The organism is Phycisphaerae bacterium (genome assembly GCA_019636475.1).
Classification (GTDB): Bacteria; Planctomycetota; Phycisphaerae; order UBA1845; family UTPLA1; genus JADJRI01.
Window position 1 is genome coordinate 193456 of the sequence record JAHBXN010000006.1, and the last position, 23993, is coordinate 217448.

Genomic DNA, 23993 nt, shown 5'->3' on the forward strand with positions numbered 1-23993 from the left:
GCGGGGTACGGGTGTTTACCCTCCGTCCCGTAAGCAATCTTCACTTCAGGCGCTCCTCGTTTCAGACGAATTTCGATATTAGGTTTTTCCTGGTGTTCGGGCGGGAGCAAAGTGCCGTGCGAGGCGCTGATTCGAGGGCCGATATCGATGAACCAATTGAGAGATGCAGCGAATCGGAAGACATTTGGTTCGCCGATCAAGTCGCTGTCTGACGGCTGGTTTGAACTGCTGTTGATTACGGCGGTGCTGGGTGCCACGATTGTTGCGCACCGGATGTTCAATGCAACGAACGTGATCGCCCATTTCTTCTATCTGCCGGTCATTATTGCGGCGCACTACTTCGGAAGATCGCTGGCCTGCACCACGGCCCTGCTTTCCGTGTTGTGCGTCTCGGCATTCATGTTCGTCGATCCGCAGCATTACATGACCGCGGTCGAAACGCCGCGAATGCTTCTTCTGACGACCATCGCATGGGCCGCGTTTCTCGGGCTGAACGCGCTGCTCATGGGCACGCTGTCCAACCAGCGCGGGCGGGCAATCCGCGAGCTGAAGGAAGCTCACATCGGTATCATTGAGATATTGTCGAAGTATCTCAACGCGGCGGATCAATACACGAAGTCGCATTCGATGCGCGTCGCGGAACTGGCGGAATCGATCGCCGAGGAAATGCGGCTGCCCCAGAGCACAATTGAGAACATTCGCGTCGGCGCGCTATTGCACGATATCGGCAAGGTGGAAATCTCCACGCGGCTGATTCAGAAGGCCGCGGCGCTGGAAGCCGAGGAGCGTGCCGAGGTTGACTCGCACACCGTTCGAGGCGCCGATCTGGTGGGCTCGCTCGGATCGATACTGGACGGCGCGGTCCCCATCATTCGACATCATCACGATCACTGGTCAGGCGCTTCAAAAATCGAGGGACTGCATGGCGACGCGATTCCAATCGGCGCTCGCGTCGTGGCCGTCGCCGACGCGTACGATGCGATCGTCACGGATCGTCCCTATCGTCGCGGTCGAACGCCTCAGGAAGCCTGCGCGATCCTTCGCGAAGCCGCGGGAGTGCAGTTTGATCCAAACGTCGTGAAAGCCTTCGAGCGAGTGGTGTCGCGCGTCACGGAAGAGCCGGAATTAACGGCCAGGCTGGCGAGGCCGATGTCGTTTGCCGGAACCGGCTCCTGATCTCCGTGCGGTCGCAAGATCGCGTTTGATTCTGCTTCCGGGCGAACGGCTTCCGATTTGCCGCCCGCCATCAGCCGACTTATCCTGAACAATCTATGTGGAAGGAATACACGCGTGAGTCGCCGGCTCGGCCGGGGTGGGCGCTGGCGGCGATGGTCGTCACATTCGCGGCAACGCTTGTGTTGGCGCAATGGACGACATCCTCCCGGCGCGTGTCCTACGTTCAGGAGCCGGCGGGCTGGCCGATCAAATTCAGGCTGCCGGAATCGCTACACTGGAGCCATGCCAGGGGCGTGATCAAGGGTAGTGCGTCGAAGGACGCGCGGGTTCTCGCATTCATCGGGTTTGAGCCGGAAATCGGACGCTGCATTCTGGCGATCTCGTGTCGAGCCAGCGCGGGCCCGATTGGAATTGGCGAATTATTGGGGCACGGCTTCCGCATGTTTGATGGACGGAATCGGCCGATCCGGGTCGGGCCGCTCAAGGGCGTGTTGATGACAGAGAGTCATCCGGACGAGGGCGAGATTCTTCGCGTGCAGGCCTGGATCGACGACGGACTGGAGATCGTGATCGAACTCCATGGCGAAGGACATCAGGCGGCATTACAAAAGCTAATGAAGGAACTGTGCGATTCGGTCGAACTGCGGCCGGCGGCGAATCCTTCGCCTTAGCGTCCTCAAGGCGCGTCCGAATCCAACACGGCACAAAGCGACGGACTCATCGGAGAATCGAAATGCTCGCCATCGTCTGCGGCCTGATTCTGAATTTCATCGGCCAGTCGGCCGCGCAGCCGAGCGGCCCCGACGACGCCCCCGACAAGTCGCGGGGAGTGACGCTTCGCGCCGAGTTGGGCGAGGCCGTGATCGACGGGAGTTACGGTTTATCGATTCGGCCGCCGATGGATTGGGTGGTCGCGCGACGCCGCGAATTCGACGGGCGCGGGACGGTGCTGCTGCGAATGATCGCGCCGGTGGAGACGCCGGACCCGCCGGCGATCACGGTTGAGCATCTGGTTTCCGCTCGCGGTGTCTCACTGCCCGATCGGATGCGTCAGGCCGCCGATGCAATCGCCCTCGAGTATCCCGATCACAAGATGACCCGGGACGCCATTGCCGAGATGGACGGCCGTCCGAGCGGCACCCTGCTCGTCGAATATCGACTTGAGAGCCGGCCGCGTTTTCGCATGCAGACGCTTGTCGAGATTGCGCCTCGCAATTTTCTGCTGTTTCGGCTTGATGTCGCGGCATCGGACAGGCCGGTGCTGGAGCCGATCTATCGGATGGTGATCGGCTCGGTAAGGCTGCTGGGCACGCCTCTGAGCGATGAATCCTTGAAGGCGGCGCTGGCCGCCGGCAGCGAGTGGCTTGCCGGCATCACGGGGGACCGACTGCGATCGTCCATCGTGCCGGCTCAGTTCTTCGTGTTCGAAGTGGCCGAGCGGCCGGTCGGGTTGCTGGAAGTGTATGAGAGTGTTTGTCGCCGGAAAGTCGGCACATCGAGGGTCTCGGGCGTGGAGATCTTCGAGCAGTCGTGGATGTTCGATTCGCCCAGGCTGGCACGCCGAATGCAAAGCTCCGCGTTTCTCGGCGATGACATGGAGATTGAAAAGTGGCAGGGCAGCGCAACATCGTGGATGGCGGCCGACGGCGACGAGCCGGAACAGTTCGAACATGGCTATGAGGAAGCGCTGCGGGATCACGACGTGCTGGTCTCAGGGCAATCGCGGAGCTTCTCAGAGGCCGTCCAGCAGAATCCGGCATTTCAAGTTCCGAAGACGTATATCTCTCGCGCACTGATGCGGCTCCTGCCGCGCCTGGTCAAGGACATGAAAAAGCCGCGCATGATGGCGTTCGTGTCGTTCGATCATGAACGGGTGGGGCTGGTCGTTCAGGTTTTCGATTTCAAGGGACCGGCCACCCTCCCGGGTGATTCGACCGATCGAAAAGCGTATCGGGTCGAAGTGCGCGAGGGCATCATGGCGGAGCCGACCGAGCTTTACTTTGATGATGACGGAAAGCTGCTGCTCCTGCGGTCGCGGACGCTTTCGATGCGGCCCAGCGATCTTGCGGAGTTGAAACGTCTTTTTGAACGCCAGGTGGCCGCCGGCGATGAAGCCATTCAACGCATGGAACGGCTATACCAGCAGAGCGAGACGCGATTCATCCGTCGGCGTTAGATCGGCAGGGAGATCGTGCCGCTCACCCGCGATCTTGTTTGGCCGCAACGCATCGTGTTGCGCCGATCATTCATTCCGTCAGAGGATGAGCATCGCGTCGCCATAGCTGAAAAAACGATATCGCTCGGCGATTGCGGCTTGATACGCATCGCGAACCAGGGCCAGTCCCGCGAAGGCGGCGACCAGGGCGATCAGCGTGCTTCCCGGCAGGTGAAAATTCGTGACGAGCGCGTCCACGGATTGAAACCGGTAGGGCGGATAAATGAGGATGTCAGTCCAGCCGGTCCCGGCGCGAAGCTTCCCGCCGATCGAACAGGATTCGAGCACGCGCACGGATGTGGTGCCGACGGCGATGATTCGCCCACCCGCATCGCGCCGATTCTGCAGTGTCTCGACTGCGACATCGTTCAATTCGAATGATTCGCGGTGCATGACGTGATCGGACAGATCGTCGACCACGACCGGCTGAAATGTACCCAGCCCGACATGGAGTACGCAGTCAACGCAGGCGACGCCGCTTTCTCTCAGTTCGTGCAGTAGTTCCGGAGTGAAGTGAAGCCCGGCGGTCGGAGCGGCCACGGCGCCCGGCGTCTCGGCGAAGACGGTCTGGTATCGTTCCCGGTCGAGGCGGTCCAGCGCGTCGGCTGAGTCGGCGGCCCGGCGGATGTAGGGTGGCAGCGGCATGACGCCGACGACATCCAGAATTCTGGCGGCGGGCTGCGGAGGTGTTACGGCCACGTCACACAGGCCGCGATCATGCCGCCGCTCGACACACAGCTTCCATTGCTTGCCGCTGCGGCCGGTCGGATCTTCGAGAATCAGCCATTCGCCTTCCTTCAGTTTCCTGACGCCGCTGAGCATGGCCTGCCAGCGGCCGGGTTCAAGCTCCTGAACGAACAGTCCGCCGATGCGGCCGCCCGAAACGCGGCGCGCGGTGAATTTCGCGGGCATCACCCGGGTCCGATTCAGCACAATCGCGTCTTGTGGGCTGATAAACAGGACGATGTCTCGAAAGGCGTGATGCGCGATTGTGCGGGCCCGCCGATCAACCACCATCAGGCGCGAGGCGTCGCGCTGCGGCAGCGGCGCCTGGGCGATCAGCTCGGGGGGCAGCTCGAATTGCAGTTCGCTCGTCTTGATCGCAATCACCCTTTCGCGCCACACGCATTCCGATAAGCCGGAATCCTCGCAAACCTCTGCCGCAAAACTTTACTGCGGCCCGAACGAATTCTACGATATTATCAGATGGGGCCGTTCGCCTCGCGAGCGCGTCCTGAGATGGGGAAATCCGACAGTCAACGCCAACCACCCACGCGCTGTCGTGTCCAGACGATATGACGCCGCGGGGCGCTGCTGTCTGGTCACAGGCAGTGAAACTGTGGAGGTTTGCAGGATGTCACTGATACCCAAAGATCATGCGTTGCACCGCTGGTTCGCCGGCCTCGTGGAGAGCAGCTTTCAGGCGGAGATCGGAATCGCCGAGCCGACCTTGCTCGAATATGTGACCGATCTTCTCACTGATTTTATTCACGTCGAACGCATCAATCTGGTCGCCGACGGACGGCCTGTCGAGGAAATCGCCGCCATGTTGTGTGCGGCCGAGGTGAATGCGGCCACCTCCCACAACGAGCGACGGCGAACCTATCACCGCCACATCGGGGACTACACGCTATTCTGGACCGGCGTATATCCGGAGAATCTGCGTCGTTTACAACGGCGCCACCCCGGAGACGACCTGATTAACTTCTTCGATCAGGGGAAACGTTCTTACGCCATCGCGTCGGAGCTGAGCACCGATTCGTCGAATCCGGCGGCGGGCGTGCTGCGGCAACTGAGCGAGCAGTTCGAATACTGTGTCTACGGGCTGGGACTCGTTCGCAAGCAGTGGGAAAGCGGCGAGGACGGCCCCGGCGGCTTGAAGCTCATGCTCAATTAGTCGCTTGGGCGAATCGGTTCCGGCACTTTCTGCGCGTTCGCTTCTTCAGGCCCGGTACTTTCCTTGCAATCCGGTCCATGCCACAATCCATACGGCTGAATTGCCGATAATCATTGGCGTGCCGATTGAAAAAGGCACAATGTGGCCATTGGAGCCTTCCTCGTGCCCGACCGATCGCAACAAGACCCCTTCGATGCGGACGACGAGGATTTCTCGACGCCCCCGGAGCCGGAGCAAATCTGGCCGCCGCCGGAGCCGCAGGACCGCCCAGAACGAAAGATTCCGTCACCCGCCGACGATGAAGAGTCCATTTTCAGCCGCGATCCGGAATTGGCGTGGGAAGACGAAACCGAGAAGATCGGTGAGGCGATCGACGAAATCCGTCATCTCGACGATTCTGGAGAAGCCGATCAGGTCCAGACCGAATCCGAATCCGAATTCGATGAAGGGATCGATGTTGAGATCGTGTCTCCGGGCCCGGAAGCGCGGTCAGAGTCTTCGCATGATGAGTTCGGACCGGATGAAGAGTCGGAATCCGATCGGCCCATGGCCGCCTCACCGTTCGAAGGCATGATTGCGGGCAGTGCTCCGATCCTTCTGAAGCCATCAACTGGACCTTCGCCGCGACCCAGGTCGGCGGATTCCGGGGCGCGTCGCGGCCAGGCGGGCGTCCGCCGGGTGAATGACGGCGCCGAAGGCGAGATATCGCGGCTTTGGAATAACGTCTTTTTCTCTGGTGACCGCGCTGCTCCGAAGGCGGTGGTCGTAACCGCCGCGCGCCGGGGCGACGGCGCGACGCAGGTTGCCTGTTCACTTGGAATGATCGGCGCCGAATCGAACCCGGAACTGCGTATCGCTATTGTGGATTTGAATCTTCGCGATCCCGATGTGGCTTCGGTGCTGGGCGTGCGCTCGGAGCCAGGCGTGACGGACGTGCTCGAAGGTCGATCAACGCTTGAGCAGGCGATTCAATCGGTGCCGCTGGACAATGGCCGGACCGTCAGCGTGGTCGCTTCTGGCCGAATGCCCGCGCATCCGCTGAGCTTGATGAAGAGCCGCCAGATGCAGGCGCTCGTCACAAAGATTCGCGATCGTTTCGATCATGTCATTATTGATGTCGCGTCGAGCGATTTGTACCCCGATGCGCAGATCGTCGGTTCCCGTGTGGATGGCGCGCTGCTGGTGATCAGCGGCGGGAGCACGCCGCGCGAAACGGTCGCGGACGCGAAGAAGCGCCTCGATCTGGCGCAGGTGCGATGTCTGGGGCTGGTGCTGAATCGTCGCGCCGATCCCATTCCGGATCTGCTCTATCGGATCGCCTGAATGGACGGGGCCTTGGCGGCGCCCGCGAGCGAGGGCCACTTGACCAGCACCGGTCCGCACGGTCCCGGATGCTTCAATCTGGACACGACGCGACTCATGACGGCCGACCTGCCTTTTCCCCCCCCGGTGTTCTCCGCCTTTGTTCGCGTAGCGGCGCAAAACAGGACGCCCGTCGCTGGAGGCTTCGCCGGTGGAGAATGACGCGCTGTCCGCCGACGGCGGCCGCTTCGCCAGCTTTCGGCCGACCGGCCTTGCCCAGTCGATGGGCACATACCTGGCGGCGACAGTCACTTTCCGATTTCTGAATTTCGCCCGCATTCTGCTGCTGACGTGGTTCATGACGCGGCAGCAGATGGGTCTGCTCAATGTCATCCTGATGATCATCAGCGTCCTGATTCCGCTGTGCAGCTTCGGCCTGAACGACGCGGTCACGCGATTCGTGCCTCATCATGAAGAGCGCGGCACGCTCGCGGCATTCTTCCGGCGATCGCTTCTGCTCGTTGCCGCGGTCACCGCCGCGACAACGGGCCTCATGATGATCTTCGCCACGCGGCTTGGAGAGCTGTTCTTCGCGCAGGTGATCGACGATCCCGCCGTCCGCGCGGAATTTCGCGGTGACGCGCGCGCGATGGCGATCATGACAAGCGTGACCATTGCGCTGTCAGTCGCCTACTTCTATCTGCTCGCGTTCTTCAAGGGGCTGCGCATGTTCAGTGCGTTGTCGCGCCTTGAAGTGTGGCACGCGGTGCTCTTTTTTGTCGGAGCGATCGCCATGATTTATGCCGGACGGCTCAGCGCGCTGGCGCTGACAGCGCTGTTCGGCGGATCAATCCTTCTGCCGGTCGCTTACTATGGCGGAAAGCTCGCCCGCGTCATCAGGACGTGGCGCGCGCAGGCGTCACCGCTTTCGGGGGCCGCCTGGGAGCGGAGGCTGCTGCGCTTCAGTATCTGGACGGCGCTTTCGGGTGTCACGTGGCAGGCACTTCAGTATTATGCAACATGGTATTTGAACAAGACGCACGGTAACGAGTCGGTCGCCGTATTCGGAACGGTGCAGAAGATCGCACAGTTGATCCTTATCGGGGCCGTGGCCGTGTCGACGGTTGCGATGACCACCGTCACGAAAACATGGGAATCCCAGGGCCGTGAAGCGGCGGAGCGGCAGTTGTCCCTGGCGTTTCGCGGCACGGGCATCGGGTTGTTCCTGATCTGTGCGGCCCTCGCGCTGGGCAAGCACTGGGTCATGAAGTTGTTTCGGAGTGATTACGCGATCGGAGCGGAGTCGCTGCCGTTGCAGTTGCTCTTCACGCTCCTCGCGGGTTACCTGGCGTTTCTGCCCGGACATTTCGCGCTCCGCGAAAAAACGCGACACGCATTCTGGGCTTGGGCCGCGGGGATCGTCGCCAATGTCCTGCTCGCATTCTGCCTCGCACGGCCGGGCCGGTTCGAGGCGGTCATGGCCGGCGTCGCATGGCAGCGAGTCGGGCAGGCGGTCGCATGGATATTAGCGCCCTCGTTCTCGGATCCGATGGGGTTGCATGGCGCCGCCTGGTGTGCGGCCGCCGCCATGATGATAGCGACGGTCGTGTGCGTGCTGCTTGTTCGATCGGAGGGCGCCCATCTCGATCGGGGCAGCTACGTCACTCTTTGCCTGCCGCTTCTGCTGGCCACGCATTCGGGGCTGCTTGCCATCGGAACGGCCGCCGTGATCATCACCTCGAAATGGACCGATCTGATCTTCGACGGTCCGGAGCGTCAAAGGATGATGGGCTTTGCCTTTGGGGCGATCAGCCATTTAGGCAGATCAGTCTGGAGAGGCAGGCGCAGTGATGCGGGCCGGCCGAACTGATTGCGTTCGCTCGATCGCCAACCGTTTGCGGGCATGTGCCCGCATTTTTCGCTGGGTGCGGGGGTGAAAGGAATCGGCCGCGTGATTCGGCCGGCCGAGTCGACAGGGGGCAAACCGCAAACGACGACTAAGGCGTTTCACTGCTGGGTATTCTTCCGATCTGAAGCGGCACGCCCGCGATGGGGCTTTTTTCGCAGAAGGGTGTACTGCGGCCGGGTTGTGCCAGGAGTTCACTGATCGTTGTTGCCTGAAATGCGGACTGCACCAGGGCGATCGCTTCGTCGAGGCGGTGATGGAGCGGGCAGAGATTCAAGCCGTGCGAGGGAATATCGAGCGGGCAAGTCGTGATTCGTTTGATGGGTTCTACGGCGTTTATCACGCTCAAAACTGACATTTTGTTGGCAGGTATGGCGAGCCGAAAACCGCCCCCGATCCCACGTCTTGATACCACAAGCTCAGCTTTTACAAGTATTTGCAACACTTTCGGCAGGTAGCCGGGCGGCACTTTCGTCACACCGGCAATCCACTGCGTCGTCGCCACCTGACCTTCGGCCTGGGCGATTGCGACGATGGCGCGCAGGGCGTACTCGGCGGTCGGGGAAATCATGCAGGACGGCCTCCTGGTTCGGCTAATTGGATCTTGACATCCAAATTATATCGTGTAGTCTTGCGCGGTAAATTGGATATTTGGATCCAATTAATAAATATGGAGGCTGGCTTGAATGAAGAACAAGAAACTCTGGGCGGCGTTTGGATTGGTGATCGGCTGCTCTTTTTCAGTGCTCGGCTACTACGGATACGAGATTTTTCAGCAAGCGCCTCCGATTCCGAGTCGGGTCGTGACGACGGACGGCGTGGTGATTTTCAGCGGCGAGCAGATTCGTGACGGCCAGAATGTGTGGCAGTCGATTGGGGGTCAGGAAGTTGGCACCGTCTGGGGGCACGGGGCTTACGTCGCTCCTGACTGGTCGGCCGACTGGCTGCATCGTGAGTGCGAATGGCTGCTTGATTCGTGGGCGAAGGAAGAGGGCGGCCGGACTTACGCGGAGCTGGGGGTGGAGCGGCAAGCCGGGCTGCGTGAGCGACTGCGCCGCGAGATTCGCACGAACACCTATGATGCGAAGAACGATGTGATTCGCATTTCTCCCCTTCGTGCGGAGGCGATTCGGTCGGTCGGTCGGCACTATACGGGCCTCTTCGGCGACGACGCCTCTCTTGACGGGCTGCGCGACGCTTACGCCATTCCGGTGAACAGCATTAAGACGGCGGAGCGTCGTGAGGCATTGAACGCGTTCTTTTTCTGGGCCGCCTGGGCATGCGGTACGAATCGGCCAGGCTCGGAGATCACCTATACCAACAACTGGCCGGCGGAGGAGCTGATCGGCAATCAGCCCACTGGTTCGATCGTGGTCTGGTCCGTCATCAGCTTCGTACTGCTGCTTGCAGGAATTGGCGCGCTGGCCTGGCATTTCGCCGTTGAGCGTTCCAAGCCGGAGGAGGCGAGGGAGTTTCCCTCGCGGGATCCGCTGCTTGCAATGAAGCCGACGCCATCGATGCGAGCGACGCTGAAGTACTTCTGGGTGGTTGCCGCGCTGATTGTCGTTCAGGTCGGGCTTGGCGCCGTGACGGCGCACTACGGCGTCGAAGGCGGCGGCTTCTACGGAATCAAGCTGGCGGAGATTCTGCCATACTCGGTGACTCGAACATGGCACACGCAACTCGGTATTTTCTGGATCGCAACGGCATGGCTGGCCACGGGGCTTTTTGTTGCGCCGGCCGTTTCAGGCTATGAGCCGAAATTTCAGCGACTGGGCGTCAATGTGCTGTTTGTCTGCCTGCTGGTCATCGTGGTTGGATCGCTGGCGGGGCAGTGGATGGGTGTTCAGCAGAAGCTTGGGTATGTTGCGAATTTCTGGTTCGGCCATCAGGGTCTGGAGTATGTCGATCTTGGTCGGTTCTGGCAGATTTTTCTGCTCGCCGGCCTGTTCATCTGGCTGTTCCTGATGGGGCGGGCGATGTGGCCGGCGCTGCGGCGTCCGGGTGAACACCGCGGCCTGTTGTCCATGTTTTTCATTTCGTCCGCGGCCATTGCGATGTTTTACGGTGCGGGACTGATGTGGGGCCGCCAGACCAATCTGGCCGTCATCGAATACTGGCGATGGTGGGTGGTGCATCTCTGGGTTGAGGGCTTCTTCGAAGTCTTTGCGACGGTCGTCATCGCATTCCTCTTCACGCGCATGGGCCTGCTGAAGACCGCCACGGCCACGGCAGCGGTGCTTTTCTCGAGCACCATTTTTCTCAGCGGGGGCATCATCGGGACATTCCATCATCTTTATTTCACGGGGACTCCGACGGCTGTTCTGGCGCTGGGCGCGTGTTTCAGCGCGCTCGAGGTTGTTCCGCTGGTGCTTATTGGATTTGAGGCCTATGAGAACCTGTCGCTGAGCCGCGCGAAGCCGTGGGTATCCGCTTACAGGTGGCCGATCTATTTCTTCGTGGCGGTTGCGTTCTGGAATCTCGTCGGCGCGGGGCTTTTCGGGTTCTTCATCAATCCGCCGATCGCGTTGTATTACATGCAGGGACTCAACACGACGCCTGTCCACGGCCATACCGCGTTGTTTGGTGTTTATGGAATGCTCGGGATGGGACTGATGCTTTTCTGTCTTCGAGGGCTTGCGACCGAAAAAGCGTGGAAGACGGGATCCCTGGCGGTTGCATTCTGGTGCGTTAATGCAGGGCTGGCCTTGATGGTTCTGCTGAGTCTGCTCCCCGTGGGATTGATGCAGGCGTGGGCGAGTGTTGAGCGCGGCATGTGGTATGCCCGCTCCGCCGAGTTCATGCAGACACCACTTATGGAGAAACTGCGATGGATGCGCGTCGTCGGCGATACCATCTTCGCGGTCGGTATTCTGTCGCTGGGCTGGTTCATCCTCGGGCTGAAGACCGGGTGGTCCATCGAATCGGATCGCAAAGATGTATCATCGGCCGTTCCCAATCCCGTTGCGGGCGGATGACCCGAGACAGGGTTTGATTCCGTTGGGTTCAAATGGAAAGAGCGGGGTGGTTCCGGGCAGTTTGATGAATGAGGCGTGTGTTTAGTTTGGTCCGAGCATGTACTCGTGCAGATAGCGGATCGTCTCTTCCTGATCCTTGAGTTCGCGGGCGAGAATGTCGCCGCTGGAGATGATTCCGAGGAGCTTTCCGTCCTCGACGACGGGCAGGTGCCGGATTTTGTGGCGGGTCATCGCCGAGCGACAGGATTCGAGCGTTGTATCGCGGGAGCAGATCGCAATACGCGCGGTCATGACATCGGCGACGCGGGTGGTTTTGGGATCTCGTTCTTCGGCGACCACCCGGTTCATCAAGTCTCGTTCGGTGAAGATTCCGAGGATCACGTCGCCGTTCATGACGACGACCGATCCGATATGCCGCTCGTGCATGAGCCGGGCGGCATCGTGTGCCGTCTGATCTTTGCTGACGGTCCAGACGGCGTTTCCCTTGGTATCGAGTACATGCTGGACGAGAGCCATACACCGGTCCTCCAGAAGTCCCGAGTCCGCGCCCCCCATATGGATTATTGTAAGCTGTCGCGCGAAGAATCCGCCAGAAAAAACGCCGACGAATTACGAGGCCCGGCTCAGCCATCCCGCATGAATCGTTCGATTCGCTCGATTTCGGTCTCGCTTCCGACGAAAAGCGGCGTTCTTTCGTGCAGCGAACCGGGCACTTTTTCGAGGATGTTCCGCGAGCCGTCGGTTGCGCGACCGCCGGCCTGTTCGGCGATGAATGCGATGGGATTGGCCTCGTACATCAGGCGCAGTTTGCCCTTGGGTGAACGGGCCGTCGGCGGGTATAGGAAGATTCCGCCGCGCAGGAGAGTTCGGTGAAAATCGGCAACCATTGAGCCGATGTATCTTGCATTGTACGGGCCGGCCTCTTCGCTCTTGCACCAGTTGAGATAGGACTGGACGCCGGCCGGGAACGAATTGAAATTTCCCTCGTTCACGCTGAAGTACTTGCCTTTCAGCGGCATTCGCACATTTTCCTGTGCGAGGACGAATGATCCGACCGAAGGATCAAGCGTGAACATGTGGACACCATCGCCCGTGGTGTAGCAGAGGACGGTGCTGGAGCCGTAGACGATGTATCCCGCCGCGACCTGCCTTTTTCCGGGTTGAAGCACGTCGCTCATGGGGTCGCGTCCCTTTGCCTGCTCGGGGTCGCGCTCGAATATCGAGAAAATCGTACCGACGGAGACGTTGACGTCGATGTTGCTTGAGCCGTCCAGCGGGTCGAAAATTACGACATATTTGCCGGACGCCTCGCGGACGATTCTGGGTTCGTCGAGTTCTTCTGATGCAATGATGCCGACACTCTCGCGATAGCAGAGGCAGGCTTCGAGCGCCTTGTTGGCGAGCAGGTCCAGTTTCTGTTGCTGTTCACCGTGAACGTTGACATCTCCCGCTTCGCCAAGCACTTCGAGGATTCCCGCGCGGCGCACCTTGGCGGAAATGATTCGACCGGCCAGTGTGATGCCGACGAGCACCGAGCTGAACGCACCGGTCGCATGATCGTGTTCACCCTGCTTCGACAGGATATGCTGTTCAACCGTGCAGAAGCTGCGTTCGGTCGGTGTCTGTACAAACTGGGTCACGTCTTGTCTCCTGGAATCGCATTCCTTAGATTGCGCGAACCCGAATGTCCGCCGCGACGCATTGAACCTGTAGACTAATCGCAGGGCGGATGTCGATTCAATCGGATTGGGTGGGAGATGCACATTACGAAATTCCCACCAGCGAACGGTGTGACAGCGAATCGTGTGGTCGCGGACCTGTTGTCGGGCCGGGCCGCCTGTCCGGGATTAGCGCGATGCGGGAAGTTGCGGAATGGCCGGGGAGTGGGGGGCATGACCGGGTTTCTGATCAGGAGAAACGTTTTAGGCGCCGGCCAGTGCGAGTTGGCGATCGTGTCTTCGAAGCTCTGAGACGATCTCGTCGAGTTCGCCGCGAATCACTTTTTCCAGAGAGTAGTTCACGTTGACGCGATGATCGGTGCACCGATTCTGGGGAAAGTTGTAGGTGCGGATTCGTTCGCTGCGATCGCCCGAGCCGATCATTGTTCTTCGGGCGGACTCGCGCTTGGCGCGTTCGATCGAATCGAAGTGCTGCTTGATGCGGCTGGCGAGAATCCGGCGCGCTTTGGCCCGGTTCTTGTGCTGGCTTTTTTCGTCGCGCATGGAGACGGTGATTCCGGTCGGGATGTGCTCCAGCTTGATGGCGCTGGAGACTTTGTTGACGTTCTGTCCGCCCGGTCCACCCGCGCGGCTGACATGTTCGAGGACGTCCTTCTCCCAGTTAATGTTGATTTCGGTTTCCTCGATTTCCGGAAGGACTGCCACGGTTGCGGCGCTGGTGTGAATTCGGCCCTGCGTTTCGGTTAGCGGAACGCGCTGCACACGATGCCCGCCAGCTTCGTAGCCGAAATGGGTGTAGACGCCATCGCCTTTTACGTTGAAGACTACTTCGCGAAATCCGCCGTGTTCGCCGGGCGAGGCATCGAGCGTCTCGACCTTGAAGCCGTTATTGGCGGCAAAGCGTGAGTACATCTCGAAAAGATCGCCGGCGAAGATCGCGGCTTCGTCGCCGCCGGTGCCCGCGCGGATTTCGACAATGATTGAGTCGACGGTCGCCTCGTCGCCCGCGATAAGATCGTCGATGAGCCTGTCCATGATGCCGCGGGCCTTTGCGTTGAGTTCGGGAATTTCGGCTTCGGCCATCTGGCGGATTTCGGGGTCGTTGGAGTCGTCGTCGCGAAGCGCTTCGGCATCGTTGAGCTGATCGACGATTTTTCGGAACGAGCGATAGGGTTCGACCATTCGGCGGAGTCCGGCGTGCTCCCTGGAGAGCTTCACGAGTCGCGCGGGATTGGCAGCGGTCTCGGGCAGAGACATCTCGTCGGAAATGGCGTCGAATCGCTTCGACATTTCGTCGAGCTTGGCGAGGAATTTCGGGTTGGCGTCGAAATCGGACATCGGAGAATCTTTTCGCGCCTGGCGCGGGCAAGACGCGGCGCAATCGACTTGACACTAAACGAACACGCCGCCACCGACGCGTCGATCGTTCGTCGCATCGGCAACGGCGCGGAATGCGTGTTGGTGATTGCTAGGCCTTGGCGGCCTTCTTGTCTGTCTTGAAGTAGTTTCCGCCGAACTTTTTCTGGAACTTTTCAACGCGGCCGGCGGTGTCGACGAACTTCTGAGAGCCGGTGAAGAACGGATGACAGGCGGAGCAGATTTCGACGGCGATCTTCTGCAAGGTGCTGCCGGTGCGGAACTTGTTGCCGCAACCACAACTGACCTCGGCGTCCTCAAAATACTTTGGGTGGATGTCTTCCTTCATGGTCAAAGCCTCTCAATTCATCGCGCTGGTGTGCGAAACGCACCTTCAGTCGCGAGCACCGTAATGTACTCCGGCGGACGGAATCGCTCAAGGCCGCCCGAGGGGCCGTGTCGGAATTTGGTGGATTCGTGCGGAGGACCGTCCTTGTTGGGGGCCTGCTCGGGAGATGGTAACCTATGCGATATTAAGCACTTGGGAGTGACCGGGTCGGTCATTTGGTGGCCGATCGCTTCGTGTCGCGCGGGCGCTGCGGCGGCGAATGAAGACCTGTTCTCGGGGCGGCACGGATTGGGGGACATCATTCGGCCGGTCTCAGCGGCAACCAATTTTGATGGGACCGGTGGTCCGGCTGCGCTTCGGGGGATCTTCGATCGTGTGTGGCGATCCGATCGAATCGTCGTGAATCGTGTGTTCATCCGCGCGGGCACCATTGAATTCTGAAGCGATGACGGTCGTGCGATGCGAAAAGCGTCCTTTCCGCTTTTCCGGCGATATCGGTTGGTCTAAACTGGAATTCTGATTCGGTGTCCGCCTTCGAACTGCGTATGCAGCCGGTCGGCGCCAGGGGAGTCAGCCGCTGATGGGCGCCGCGCCTGCGAAGGTCCAACTCGTGACGACCGCCGATCAACTGGAGGCGATGTGCCGCGGCGCGCGCGCGGCTGGCTGGTGCGCGTTTGATACGGAATTCGTGGGGGAAGACCAGTTTCGGCCGGAATTGTGCCTCATTCAGTTGGCATATGACAACACGTGCTGCCTGATTGATCCGCTGGGCGGTCTGGATGTTACATCGATCTGGGAGTTGATCGCGGACAAGGATGTGCTTGTCATCGTTCATGCCGGGAGCGAGGACATTGCCCAGTGCTGGGATCAGATCGGCAAGCCGCCGGCGCGGGTATTTGATTTGCAGGTGGCTGCCGGTTTTGTCGGTACGGATTATCCAATCAGCCTGATGCGGCTGGCGATGTCAACGCTGGGCCAGAAGATACACAAATCGCAGACTTTATCGAACTGGCGGCAGCGCCCTCTCAGTGGCGAGCAGTTGAAGTATGCAGTCGAAGACGTGATTCACCTGAGGCCGATTTACGAGCGCGTTCACGGACGATTGGAGATGCTTGGCCGGACGGCGTGGCTCTGGGAGGAGTGCGACGGGCTTTGCAAGTCCGCGGCCGAACCGGAGGAAGAGGTTCAGAAGCTTCGGCGATTGCGCGGCTCGGGATCGCTGGAGGGCCGGGAGTTGGCGATCGCACATGCGCTGGTCGAGGCGCGGGAGCAGATCGCGAGGCAGTACAACCGGCCGGCGCGGGTGGTTTTGAAGGATCATCTGCTGGTGGAAATTGCCCGTCGCGGCTGGACGGACGTGAAGAGAATGCAGACGCTGCGGGGCATGAACCTGAGTGTGTCGGCTTTGCAGCTTCTTGCCGAGGCGATTGAACGAGCGAAGCGGCTTCCGCAGAGTGAGTGGCCGGAGCTGCCGAACCAGGAAGACACGCACACTGAACAGGTGATGATCTCGCTGTTGACCGCCGTACTGTTTGATTTCTGCAATGCCAATGACTTGGCATATGGTCTGCTCAGCAAGAAACAGTCGCTTCGCGCCTATATTCGTTCGTTCACTCGCGAAGGCGCGGAGCTGGATGGGCATCCATTCGGTGCCGGTTGGCGCCGTGAAGCGGTCGGCGAGCTGCTTGAAGGGATCATGACGGGGCGGCGGACGATTCGCGTGGGTAGCGAGAGCGCCGGGCTGCTGCGGCTTAAATACGGTGATTAGCCGTCAGAGGCGGTCGAGTGCTTGCACTATTTGCGAAGGCGCTGGCAGCTATCGCGTGCCGTGTTTGAGCGGGTCGTATTCCAGTCCGTAGTGCTTCATTTTCTTGTATAGTGTGGTTCGATTGATATCGAGCATCTCGGCGGTGCTCTGGCGGTTCCAGTTGTTGAGCCTCAGGGCGGCTTCGATGATTCGTTTTTCGGGTTCTTCGAGCGCGTCCTTGAGGGGCATCGGCTTGTATTCGAAATCGCCGAGTGGTGTTCCGTCAGCGTCTTTCGCTGGTGCGTCATTAAGGACCTGTGCGGGCAGATGGGGCACATCGATGTAGCGGTCGCGGCACATGACCACCGCCCGCTCGACGGCGTTTTCCAGTTCGCGAACATTTCCGGGCCAGTGATAGGCCTGCAAAGTCTGCATCGCCTGCGGCGTGAAATCGATTATTTCGCGTTTGACTTCGGCGCGGTACTTCTTGAGGAAGGCCTGTGCGAGCAGGGGAATGTCTCCCAGTCGCTCGACCAGCGAGGGCATCTGGATGGTGACCACGTTGATTCGATAGTAGAGGTCCTGTCGGAATCGGCCTTGCGACACTTCTTCCGCCAGGTTGACATTCGACGCAAGCACCACGCGAACATCCGCCTTCACGGTCTCATTCGATCCAACAGGTTCGTAGCATTTCTCCTGCAAGACGCGCAGCAATTTGACCTGAAACGCCGGAGAAGCGGAGTTGATCTCGTCGAGGAAGATCGTGCCGCCTTCGGCCGCCTTGAACTTTCCGTCTTTGTTGTTGACCGCGCCGGTGAAGCTGCCTTTGACGTGCCCGAACAATTCGGATTCGAGCAGGCCTTCCGGGATGGCGCCGCAGGAGACTTCCACGAAAGGTCCCGCGGCCCGGTCGGATCGATGGTGCAGCGCGTGTGCGATGAGGCTCTTTCCCGTGCCCGATTCGCCTGAGACGAGCACTGTCGTTTTCGTGTCGGCGACGGCTTCGATCATGTCGAAGATTTTCAGCATCCTGTAGTCGTGGCCGATGATGCGATCAAGCGAGTAGCGCAGGTCCAGGCGCTGTCGCAGCGACTTGTTCTCGCGGATGAGCGACTGCTGCTGGAGCGCGCGCTCGAGCACCAGGCGCAGTTCATCGTCGATGATGGGCTTGGTCAGGTAGTCGTACGCGCCCATCTTGATTGCTTCGACGGCCGATTCGATGGTTCCGTAGCCCGTGATGACGATCGGGACGACGTCGGCGTGTCGATCGCGGACGATTCGAAGCAGTTCGAAGCCGTCGGATTCCGGCATGTTGACATCAGAGATGACGATGGCAAATCCGCCGCGAGCGAGTTGCTCGACAGCCTGCTTCACGGAGTAGACGCCAACGGGGTCGTATCCTTCGACGCGGAGCAATTCCGCAAGCGAATCCACGATGATGCGATCGTCATCGACAATCAGCACGCGCGAGGCGTTCTTTTCGGTTGCGGTGTCCAGTGTGCGAGGCTGGGCGCTGCCATGACGGTTTGCGCTGGTTCGAGATTGATTCATGATCCGCATCCTCCTCCTGTTTCGCCAGCCTTTCGACGGCACATTTCGTGCGTTACTCGCCGGTGCAGGCGCGCCGCGGCATTCGGACCGTCATCGTGGTGCCCTTGGGGGCCCGGCGTGCGGGGGCGATGCTGCCGCCGATTCGTTCGATGAGTTCGCGGCACACCGCGAGGCCCAATCCCGTTCCGCGGCCGCCCGTCTTCGTGGTGTAGAACGGCTCAAAAATTCTTTCCATGTCGGCAGGCAGCCCCACGCCGGTGTCCTCGACAACGATCACGACATCGGCCACGACGAGATCGGTTGAGATCGTGAGGGTGCCGCCTTGGGGCATGGCGTCGACCGCATTTTTTACGAGATTGCAGAGCACCTGGAACAGGCTGGCGCCCCTTACGATCGGCATGTCCGCATGGTGAAAATTGCACACGACCGTCACGCCGCTTTCGCGGATGCGCCCTTCCATGGCGGACAGCGCGTCTTCGACGATCTGGTTGATTGTCGCCTGTTCATGCGCGCCGGGGGTTGAACGAGAGAACTCCAGCAACGACGCGAGAATCTGGGCCATGCGCTGAATGCCGCTTTTGATGTTCTCGAGATAGCGCTTTTGCGGCTCGTCGTCGGACGGTTCGATGTGCCGTCGGGCGAGATTCGTGAAACGCAGGATTCCGTCGAGGGGGTTGTTCAACTCGTGGGCGACGCGCGCCGCCAGCTTTCCGACGGCCGCGAGACGTTCCGAAACGGCAAGCCTGCGTTCCATGCTGATGCGAGCGGTCACGTCCTCGGCGGTGATGAGACCTCCGAGCGCGTCGACGCTGTCGCCATCGCGCAGCGGGCAGATCGTGACGGAGAGATAGCTGTCAGACTGGTCGCGTCCACGCGGCGCGAGGGCGTCAAAATGCCGCGAGTGGGGCGATTGAATGATGGCCCGCAGTTCGGACTGCCAGTCGATACATGTGCCTTCGATGGTGAGCTGGGTCATGAGGTCTGCGACCTGGTCCGCATCGGGCAGCAGCAGGGTAGCCGCCCGGTTTCGTGAGACCACGCGCAGATTACGATCGAAAACGATAAGGCCCGCGGCGAGCGAATCGAAGACCGTGCTGAGAATCGCAGGGTTGCCTTCGAGCCCGCGTTCGGCGTTCGGCGTTGTCGTTTTTTGTGAACGTTCGACCATCGTGGTGACTGACCGATCCTTCCGCGGTGCCGCGGTTGCTGATCCGTGTTGATAAATCTGTACGGGCCGGTGCGCGGGAGCCACTCCGGCTGGCGGATACATCGGTCAGCCGGACTGGGTGCGACATCAAATGTTGATTCGGAGCAACGTTATCGCGCTGAGGGGAGTCTGTGGCGGCTTATCGGATGTCCATGCGGGCTAGCGGATGCCCGCCTGGTTCAACTGCTCGATCTCGACGTTGAATCCGAACAACATTTGGTTGATTTTCACGCCGAGGAGTGTTTCGATATTCGCAACATAGACGAGGTGCAAATATGGCGGCACCATAAGCGGGCGATAGAAGCCGTCGCGAAATTCGCCATACAGAAACGCGACGCGGCCGCGCTGTCGCACTGACGACACCACGATGGGCCATTGATCCGGTCGTGACTCGCCGATGCGTGCCGCCAATCCGACGACCACGCCGCGACTGAAATCGGGGCGGTGGCCGGCTGCGTCGAGGTTGGTCGCGCGGGCGAGCTGATCCCATTGTTCGGCGCGGGTCACGATGACGAAATCGAATCGGTCCGATAGCTGGTAGGTGCAACCCGGAGGCATTGCGGCGGAGCGAAGTATCCGCACAAACCATTGCCGCCCCATGCCTTCCTCCTGGACGCTGAATCGGCTGGTCCGTTCGAGCTTTGCGCTGTCATTCCAGACCTGCAGCGACATATCCTGTGTCGCGCAGCCCGGACCGGCGAAAATTGCTGTGAGGAGCCCGAAAAGGGTCGCTGGGCTGTTCTCGCCGTTGCGAGGTTTGAGCCGTTGGAATAGCATCTTGCTCCGCGCTTCGGCCCTTCGAAGCGGCCCGTCTGAAGAACTTGGCCGGTCCACGGCCCCTGCCCGTTCGGGGGATCCAAGTTTCGGCGGCGAGTCGGATGTCATCGGAGCTCCAATACCATGATCGTTGGCGTCGTTAAAGAGATCAAGCCGCACGAGTATCGCGTAGGAATGATTCCCTCCGGGGCGGCTGCGTTCGTACAGGCCGGGCACTCAGTCCTGGTTGAGAAGGACGCCGGAGCGGGTTCGGGTTTTCTCGACCAGGACTATGTCGAGGCAGGCGCGAAGGTGGTCGATCGCGCATCGGATGTCTGGGCCAAGGCCGAGATGGTCATGAAAGTAAAGGAGCCTCAGCCGGTCGAAATCAAGTCACTTCGCCGCGATCAGGTCCTCTTTACCTACTTTCATTTCGCCGCCGACCGCGAACTGACGGAAGGCGTGCTTCACAGCGGGTGCGTCGCCATCGCTTATGAGACCGTGCGCGACCGGAAGGGCACCTTGCCGCTGCTGACCCCCATGAGCGAGGTTGCCGGCAAGATGAGCGTTCAAGAGGGGGCGAAGTATCTTGAACGGCCGATGATGGGCCGCGGCATTCTGCTCGGTGGAGTGCCGGGCGTGGAGCCTGCGACGGTTTTGATTCTCGGCGGCGGCGTGGTCGGTACGAATGCGGCGAAGGTCGCCGCCGGCCTGGGCGCGCATGTGCTGTTGATGGATGTCAGCCTCGAGCGCCTGCGATACCTGTCGGATGTTATGCCTGCGAATGTCACGCCGTTGTTCAGTGATCCGGCGTTGATCGCATACCACCTTCGCGAGGCTGATCTGGTGATTGGGGCGGTGCTGATTCCGGGGGCGCGCTGCCCGGTTCTGATTCGTCGTGACCATCTTAAGACGATGAAACCCGGCGCGGTGATCGTGGACGTCGGCGTTGATCAGGGCGGTTGCTGCGAGACGATTCGTCCCACGACTCACGACAATCCGACGTACATCGTAGACGATGTCGTGCATTACGGTGTGGCCAACATGCCCGGCGCCGTGGGGCGAACAAGCACCTTCGCGCTGACCAACGCCACGATGCCCTACGCCCTCCGGCTGGCGAACATGGGCTATCAGGCCGCGTGCAAGGCCGATCCCGGACTCGCCGCGGGCGTCGACATCCACAAAGGAATGCTCGTCAACCGCGACGTGGCGGAGACCTTCGGCTTGGAATATCGCGCGTGGGAGCCATAACATCTCATTGCGGCGGACTGCTGAAGGGCGGATCGGCGAGAGATTTCGGCTTGGCCGCCGTTTAGGTGACGAGCGGCAGCGGGGCCTCGTCTTGCGTGATGACCTTAGGGCGATTGGCTGCTCGTTGGTACTCCGGGCGGGCAAAGAGTCAGACGAATCAGGATCCTCATGAGTCGCGGAATCATCATCTTTCTAATCGTGCTCGGCGTACTTTTCGGTGGGTTCTTACTGATCAGCCAGTCAAACCTGCTGTCGATGTCGAATCCCTGGCTTGACGGCATTCGCGACAAGACGAGCCGCGGGGATCTGGTCATTCCGGTGACGGCGACGGGCGTGGTTGAGGCAGCACAGTATATCCAGGTGAAGTCGAAGGCCAGCGGCATCGTCGATCAGATTCCGGTGCTGGAAGGCCAGATGGTTCGCAAGGGCGATGTGCTTGTCGTGCTCGATCCGGTGGATGAGAAGCGTGCGGTCGAAGCGAGGCAGTCGGAAGTTGATCGCTCGCAGTCGGGTCTTGAGAAGGCGAAGATCGCGTTGGAGAAGGCCCGCGTGGACCTTCCGAACCAGACTCGAACGGCCCAGGCTCGCCTGAGTGATGCCCGGGCCCGTCTAGCGACGACTCAATTCCAGTATGACAAGGTCATGAAGATGGTCGGCGATCTGCATGACGCCGGCACCTACAGTGAGCAGGAAATCGTGACGGTGACCGCCAGCCGCGAGAGCGCACTGGCCGCCGTTGAACTGGCGGAGATCGACGTCATCACTTCGGAGAACAATGAGAAGGTTCTGCTGAAGAGCGCGGAAGAGGATGTGACCCAGGCAGAGGCGGCGCATCTGACGGCCGTGAAGAACCTGGAAGATGCGAAGCAGCGGCTTGATGAGACGGTCGTTCGTGCGTCGGCGGACGCAATGGTTTACAGCATTCAGACGCGCGTTGGCGAGGCGATTCAGAGCGGTACGCAGTCGCTGACAGGCGGCACGCCCCTGATGATGCTGGCGGACGTCAGCGCGATGTTCGTCATCGCCCAGATCGACGAGGCGGACATCGGTGAGATTCGCGAGATCGCCCCGGACTATGCTCGTCCCGGCAAGACGCAGAAGCTTGAAGAGTCAGAGTATGTTCGGAAGGCTCGCGAAGTTATCGAGCGTGCGAGTGCCTCCGGCCAGCAACTCAGTCCGGACGAACAGCAGACGCTGCTGGGTGAGGCTGAGAAGCGTGCGATTGAGGCGGAGGGGATTTCGGTTCGCGCCCGGCCTGTGACCGTGACTGTGGATGCGTATCGCACGGAGACGTATGTCGGCGTGATCGAGCGGATTCTGCCGGCGCCGGAGCGCTTGACCAATGCAGTGACGTTCAAGGTGCGCATACGACTTCTGGGCGAAGACCTTGAGAAGTTGAATGGTCTTCAGGCTGACCTTGAGTTCGAGACTGAGACCAAGCGCGGTGTTGTACTCGTGAAGAATGAGGCGCTTTCCAGCGAAGGTCGGCAATGCTACGTCTATGTGCCCCATCGCGAGAGCAAGAGTGATCGGTGGGGCGAAAAGAAGCTTCCGGTCAAGATCGGTGCGACCGACGGTTCGTATACCGAGGTGGTGTCCGGCCTGAAGGAAGGTGAGGAGGTCTGGACGAAGCGACCTCAACTGACGGACAAGGAGCGTCGCCAGACCGAGGGTTGATCCGATCGGTGATCGCGGCCGGATTCGGCAACGACGAGAAGTCTGTGTCGCGTCAGGAGTTGCTCATTTGAAATCGGAACAGCCCGGCAGTACCTGCGAATTGGTTTATTTGCGCACGAGACGCCATTGCAATCGCCGCTGATAGAAATCCGGAACTTCTCCAAGCACTACGTCATGGGCAGTACGGTCGTCCGCGCGCTGGACGGTGTCGATCTGACAATCCGCGCCGGCGAGATGGTGTCCATCACGGGGCAGTCAGGCAGCGGCAAGAGCACGATGATGCACCTGCTCGGTTGTCTCGACCGGCCCAGCAGCGGCGAGTACTACCTCGACGGTGAGTTGGTCAGTGCGATGAGCGATCGTCAACTGGCCGTCGTTCGAAACACGAAGATCGGCTTTGTGTTTCAAACATTCAATCTGATTCAGCGAACCAGCGCGATTGATAATGTGGCGGTGCCGCTGTTTTACGCGAGGAAGCTGGCGGTCCGCGAGGCATCGCTGCGTGCGCTCGAGAAGGTGGGATTGGCGAAGCGTGGCACGCACACGCCGAGCGAGTTGTCCGGCGGCGAGCGACAGCGTGTCGCGATTGCTCGGGCGATCGTCAACGAACCGAAGATTCTGCTGGCCGATGAGCCAACGGGCAATCTGGACACGCGGACGGGCGAGCAGATCATGGGCATTTTCCACGATCTGCATGCATCGGGCGTCACGATCGTGCTTGTGACGCATGAGATGGATGTGGCCGTGCAGGCGGAGCGCGTGATCCGAATGCGTGACGGCAAGATCATTGATGACCGTCCGGTCAATGACGCCTTGCGCGACGAGCTGGGCGTTTCGCATTTGCCGAGGCCGCCGCGCCGTTCGCCTCCGCCAATGGCGAGGCCGGCGAGTGTGTAGCGATCGGTGAGGTCGTGTCGAGCGAGTGGCTGGCGCGGCATCCGGGACT

20 protein-coding genes are annotated in these 23993 nt (G+C 60.5%); 11 read left to right on the forward strand and 9 right to left on the reverse strand.

Features of this window, described 5'->3' with window-relative positions; translation table 11 throughout:
* Positions 1 to 147: 147 nt before the first annotated feature.
* The 3 genes from KF841_11465 (at position 148) to KF841_11475 (ending at position 3352) form a co-directional block, all read left to right on the forward strand.
* Positions 148 to 1176, forward strand: a complete 1029-nt coding sequence (locus KF841_11465; protein ID MBX3395973.1) for an HD domain-containing protein — start codon at positions 148 to 150, stop codon at positions 1174 to 1176.
* Positions 1177 to 1271: 95 nt separating this feature from the next.
* On the forward strand, positions 1272 to 1847 hold the full coding sequence (locus tag KF841_11470; GenBank protein MBX3395974.1) for a hypothetical protein: 576 nt from the start codon (positions 1272 to 1274) through the stop codon (positions 1845 to 1847).
* Between the two features lie 62 nt (positions 1848 to 1909).
* Positions 1910 to 3352, forward strand: coding sequence for a hypothetical protein (locus KF841_11475; protein ID MBX3395975.1), 1443 nt, complete (start codon positions 1910 to 1912; stop codon positions 3350 to 3352).
* Between the two features lie 78 nt (positions 3353 to 3430).
* On the opposite strand, the gene queA is transcribed toward KF841_11475, so the two are convergent.
* Positions 3431 to 4492, reverse strand: coding sequence for a tRNA preQ1(34) S-adenosylmethionine ribosyltransferase-isomerase QueA (gene queA, locus KF841_11480; GenBank protein ID MBX3395976.1), 1062 nt, complete (start codon positions 4490 to 4492; stop codon positions 3431 to 3433).
* A gap of 253 nt (positions 4493 to 4745) precedes the next feature.
* Here queA and KF841_11485 point away from each other — a divergent pair, with 253 nt between their 5' ends.
* The 3 genes from KF841_11485 (at position 4746) to KF841_11495 (ending at position 8460) form a co-directional block, all read left to right on the forward strand.
* On the forward strand, positions 4746 to 5288 hold the full coding sequence (locus KF841_11485; GenBank protein ID MBX3395977.1) for a hypothetical protein: 543 nt from the start codon (positions 4746 to 4748) through the stop codon (positions 5286 to 5288).
* Between the two features lie 162 nt (positions 5289 to 5450).
* Positions 5451 to 6611, forward strand: coding sequence for a CpsD/CapB family tyrosine-protein kinase (locus KF841_11490; GenBank protein ID MBX3395978.1), 1161 nt, complete (start codon positions 5451 to 5453; stop codon positions 6609 to 6611).
* A 190-nt stretch (positions 6612 to 6801) separates the two neighbouring features.
* Positions 6802 to 8460, forward strand: a complete 1659-nt coding sequence (locus tag KF841_11495) for a lipopolysaccharide biosynthesis protein (protein ID MBX3395979.1) — start codon at positions 6802 to 6804, stop codon at positions 8458 to 8460.
* Between the two features lie 127 nt (positions 8461 to 8587).
* On the opposite strand, the gene KF841_11500 is transcribed toward KF841_11495, so the two are convergent.
* Positions 8588 to 9067 carry an Rrf2 family transcriptional regulator gene (locus tag KF841_11500; protein MBX3395980.1) on the reverse strand — a complete coding sequence of 160 codons (480 nt, stop codon included), beginning with the start codon at positions 9065 to 9067 and terminating at the stop codon, positions 8588 to 8590.
* A gap of 115 nt (positions 9068 to 9182) precedes the next feature.
* On the opposite strand from KF841_11500, the gene KF841_11505 reads away from it, so the two are divergent.
* Positions 9183 to 11474: a nitric-oxide reductase large subunit gene (locus KF841_11505; protein MBX3395981.1), complete on the forward strand. Its 2292-nt coding sequence runs from the start codon at positions 9183 to 9185 to the stop codon at positions 11472 to 11474.
* Positions 11475 to 11555: 81 nt separating this feature from the next.
* On the opposite strand, the gene KF841_11510 is transcribed toward KF841_11505, so the two are convergent.
* The 4 genes from KF841_11510 to rpmE all read right to left on the reverse strand — a co-directional run bounded on the left by KF841_11510 (position 11556) and on the right by rpmE (position 14858).
* Entirely contained in the window at positions 11556 to 11990 is a 435-nt protein-coding gene (locus KF841_11510; protein MBX3395982.1) for a CBS domain-containing protein, read from the reverse strand.
* Positions 11991 to 12097: 107 nt separating this feature from the next.
* Positions 12098 to 13114, reverse strand: coding sequence for a class 1 fructose-bisphosphatase (fbp, locus tag KF841_11515; protein ID MBX3395983.1), 1017 nt, complete (start codon positions 13112 to 13114; stop codon positions 12098 to 12100).
* Positions 13115 to 13396: 282 nt separating this feature from the next.
* The gene (gene prfA, locus KF841_11520; protein MBX3395984.1) at positions 13397 to 14491 is read right to left on the reverse strand and encodes a peptide chain release factor 1; all 1095 of its coding nucleotides are present in this window, start codon (positions 14489 to 14491) and stop codon (positions 13397 to 13399) included.
* A 130-nt stretch (positions 14492 to 14621) separates the two neighbouring features.
* Entirely contained in the window at positions 14622 to 14858 is a 237-nt protein-coding gene (rpmE, locus tag KF841_11525) for a 50S ribosomal protein L31 (GenBank protein MBX3395985.1), read from the reverse strand.
* Positions 14859 to 15438: 580 nt separating this feature from the next.
* Here rpmE and KF841_11530 point away from each other — a divergent pair.
* On the forward strand, positions 15439 to 16626 hold the full coding sequence (locus KF841_11530) for an HRDC domain-containing protein (GenBank protein MBX3395986.1): 1188 nt from the start codon (positions 15439 to 15441) through the stop codon (positions 16624 to 16626).
* 48 nt (positions 16627 to 16674) lie between these two features.
* Here KF841_11530 and KF841_11535 read toward each other — a convergent pair whose 3' ends face one another.
* The 3 genes from KF841_11535 to KF841_11545 all read right to left on the reverse strand — a co-directional run bounded on the left by KF841_11535 (position 16675) and on the right by KF841_11545 (position 20035).
* Positions 16675 to 18156 carry a sigma-54-dependent Fis family transcriptional regulator gene (locus KF841_11535; GenBank protein ID MBX3395987.1) on the reverse strand — a complete coding sequence of 494 codons (1482 nt, stop codon included), beginning with the start codon at positions 18154 to 18156 and terminating at the stop codon, positions 16675 to 16677.
* A gap of 52 nt (positions 18157 to 18208) precedes the next feature.
* Positions 18209 to 19324: a hypothetical protein gene (locus KF841_11540; protein MBX3395988.1), complete on the reverse strand. Its 1116-nt coding sequence runs from the start codon at positions 19322 to 19324 to the stop codon at positions 18209 to 18211.
* Between the two features lie 198 nt (positions 19325 to 19522).
* Positions 19523 to 20035, reverse strand: a complete 513-nt coding sequence (locus tag KF841_11545; protein ID MBX3395989.1) for a hypothetical protein — start codon at positions 20033 to 20035, stop codon at positions 19523 to 19525.
* 228 nt (positions 20036 to 20263) lie between these two features.
* On the opposite strand from KF841_11545, the gene ald reads away from it, so the two are divergent.
* From ald to KF841_11560, 3 genes are all read left to right on the forward strand, one after another.
* Positions 20264 to 21370 (forward strand): alanine dehydrogenase, encoded by a 1107-nt coding sequence (gene ald / locus KF841_11550; GenBank protein ID MBX3395990.1) that lies wholly within the window; start codon positions 20264 to 20266, stop codon positions 21368 to 21370.
* Between the two features lie 168 nt (positions 21371 to 21538).
* The gene (locus KF841_11555) at positions 21539 to 23047 is read left to right on the forward strand and encodes a biotin/lipoyl-binding protein (GenBank protein ID MBX3395991.1); all 1509 of its coding nucleotides are present in this window, start codon (positions 21539 to 21541) and stop codon (positions 23045 to 23047) included.
* A gap of 138 nt (positions 23048 to 23185) precedes the next feature.
* Positions 23186 to 23944 carry an ABC transporter ATP-binding protein gene (locus KF841_11560; GenBank protein ID MBX3395992.1) on the forward strand — a complete coding sequence of 253 codons (759 nt, stop codon included), beginning with the start codon at positions 23186 to 23188 and terminating at the stop codon, positions 23942 to 23944.
* The last annotated feature ends 49 nt before the right edge of the window (positions 23945 to 23993 follow it).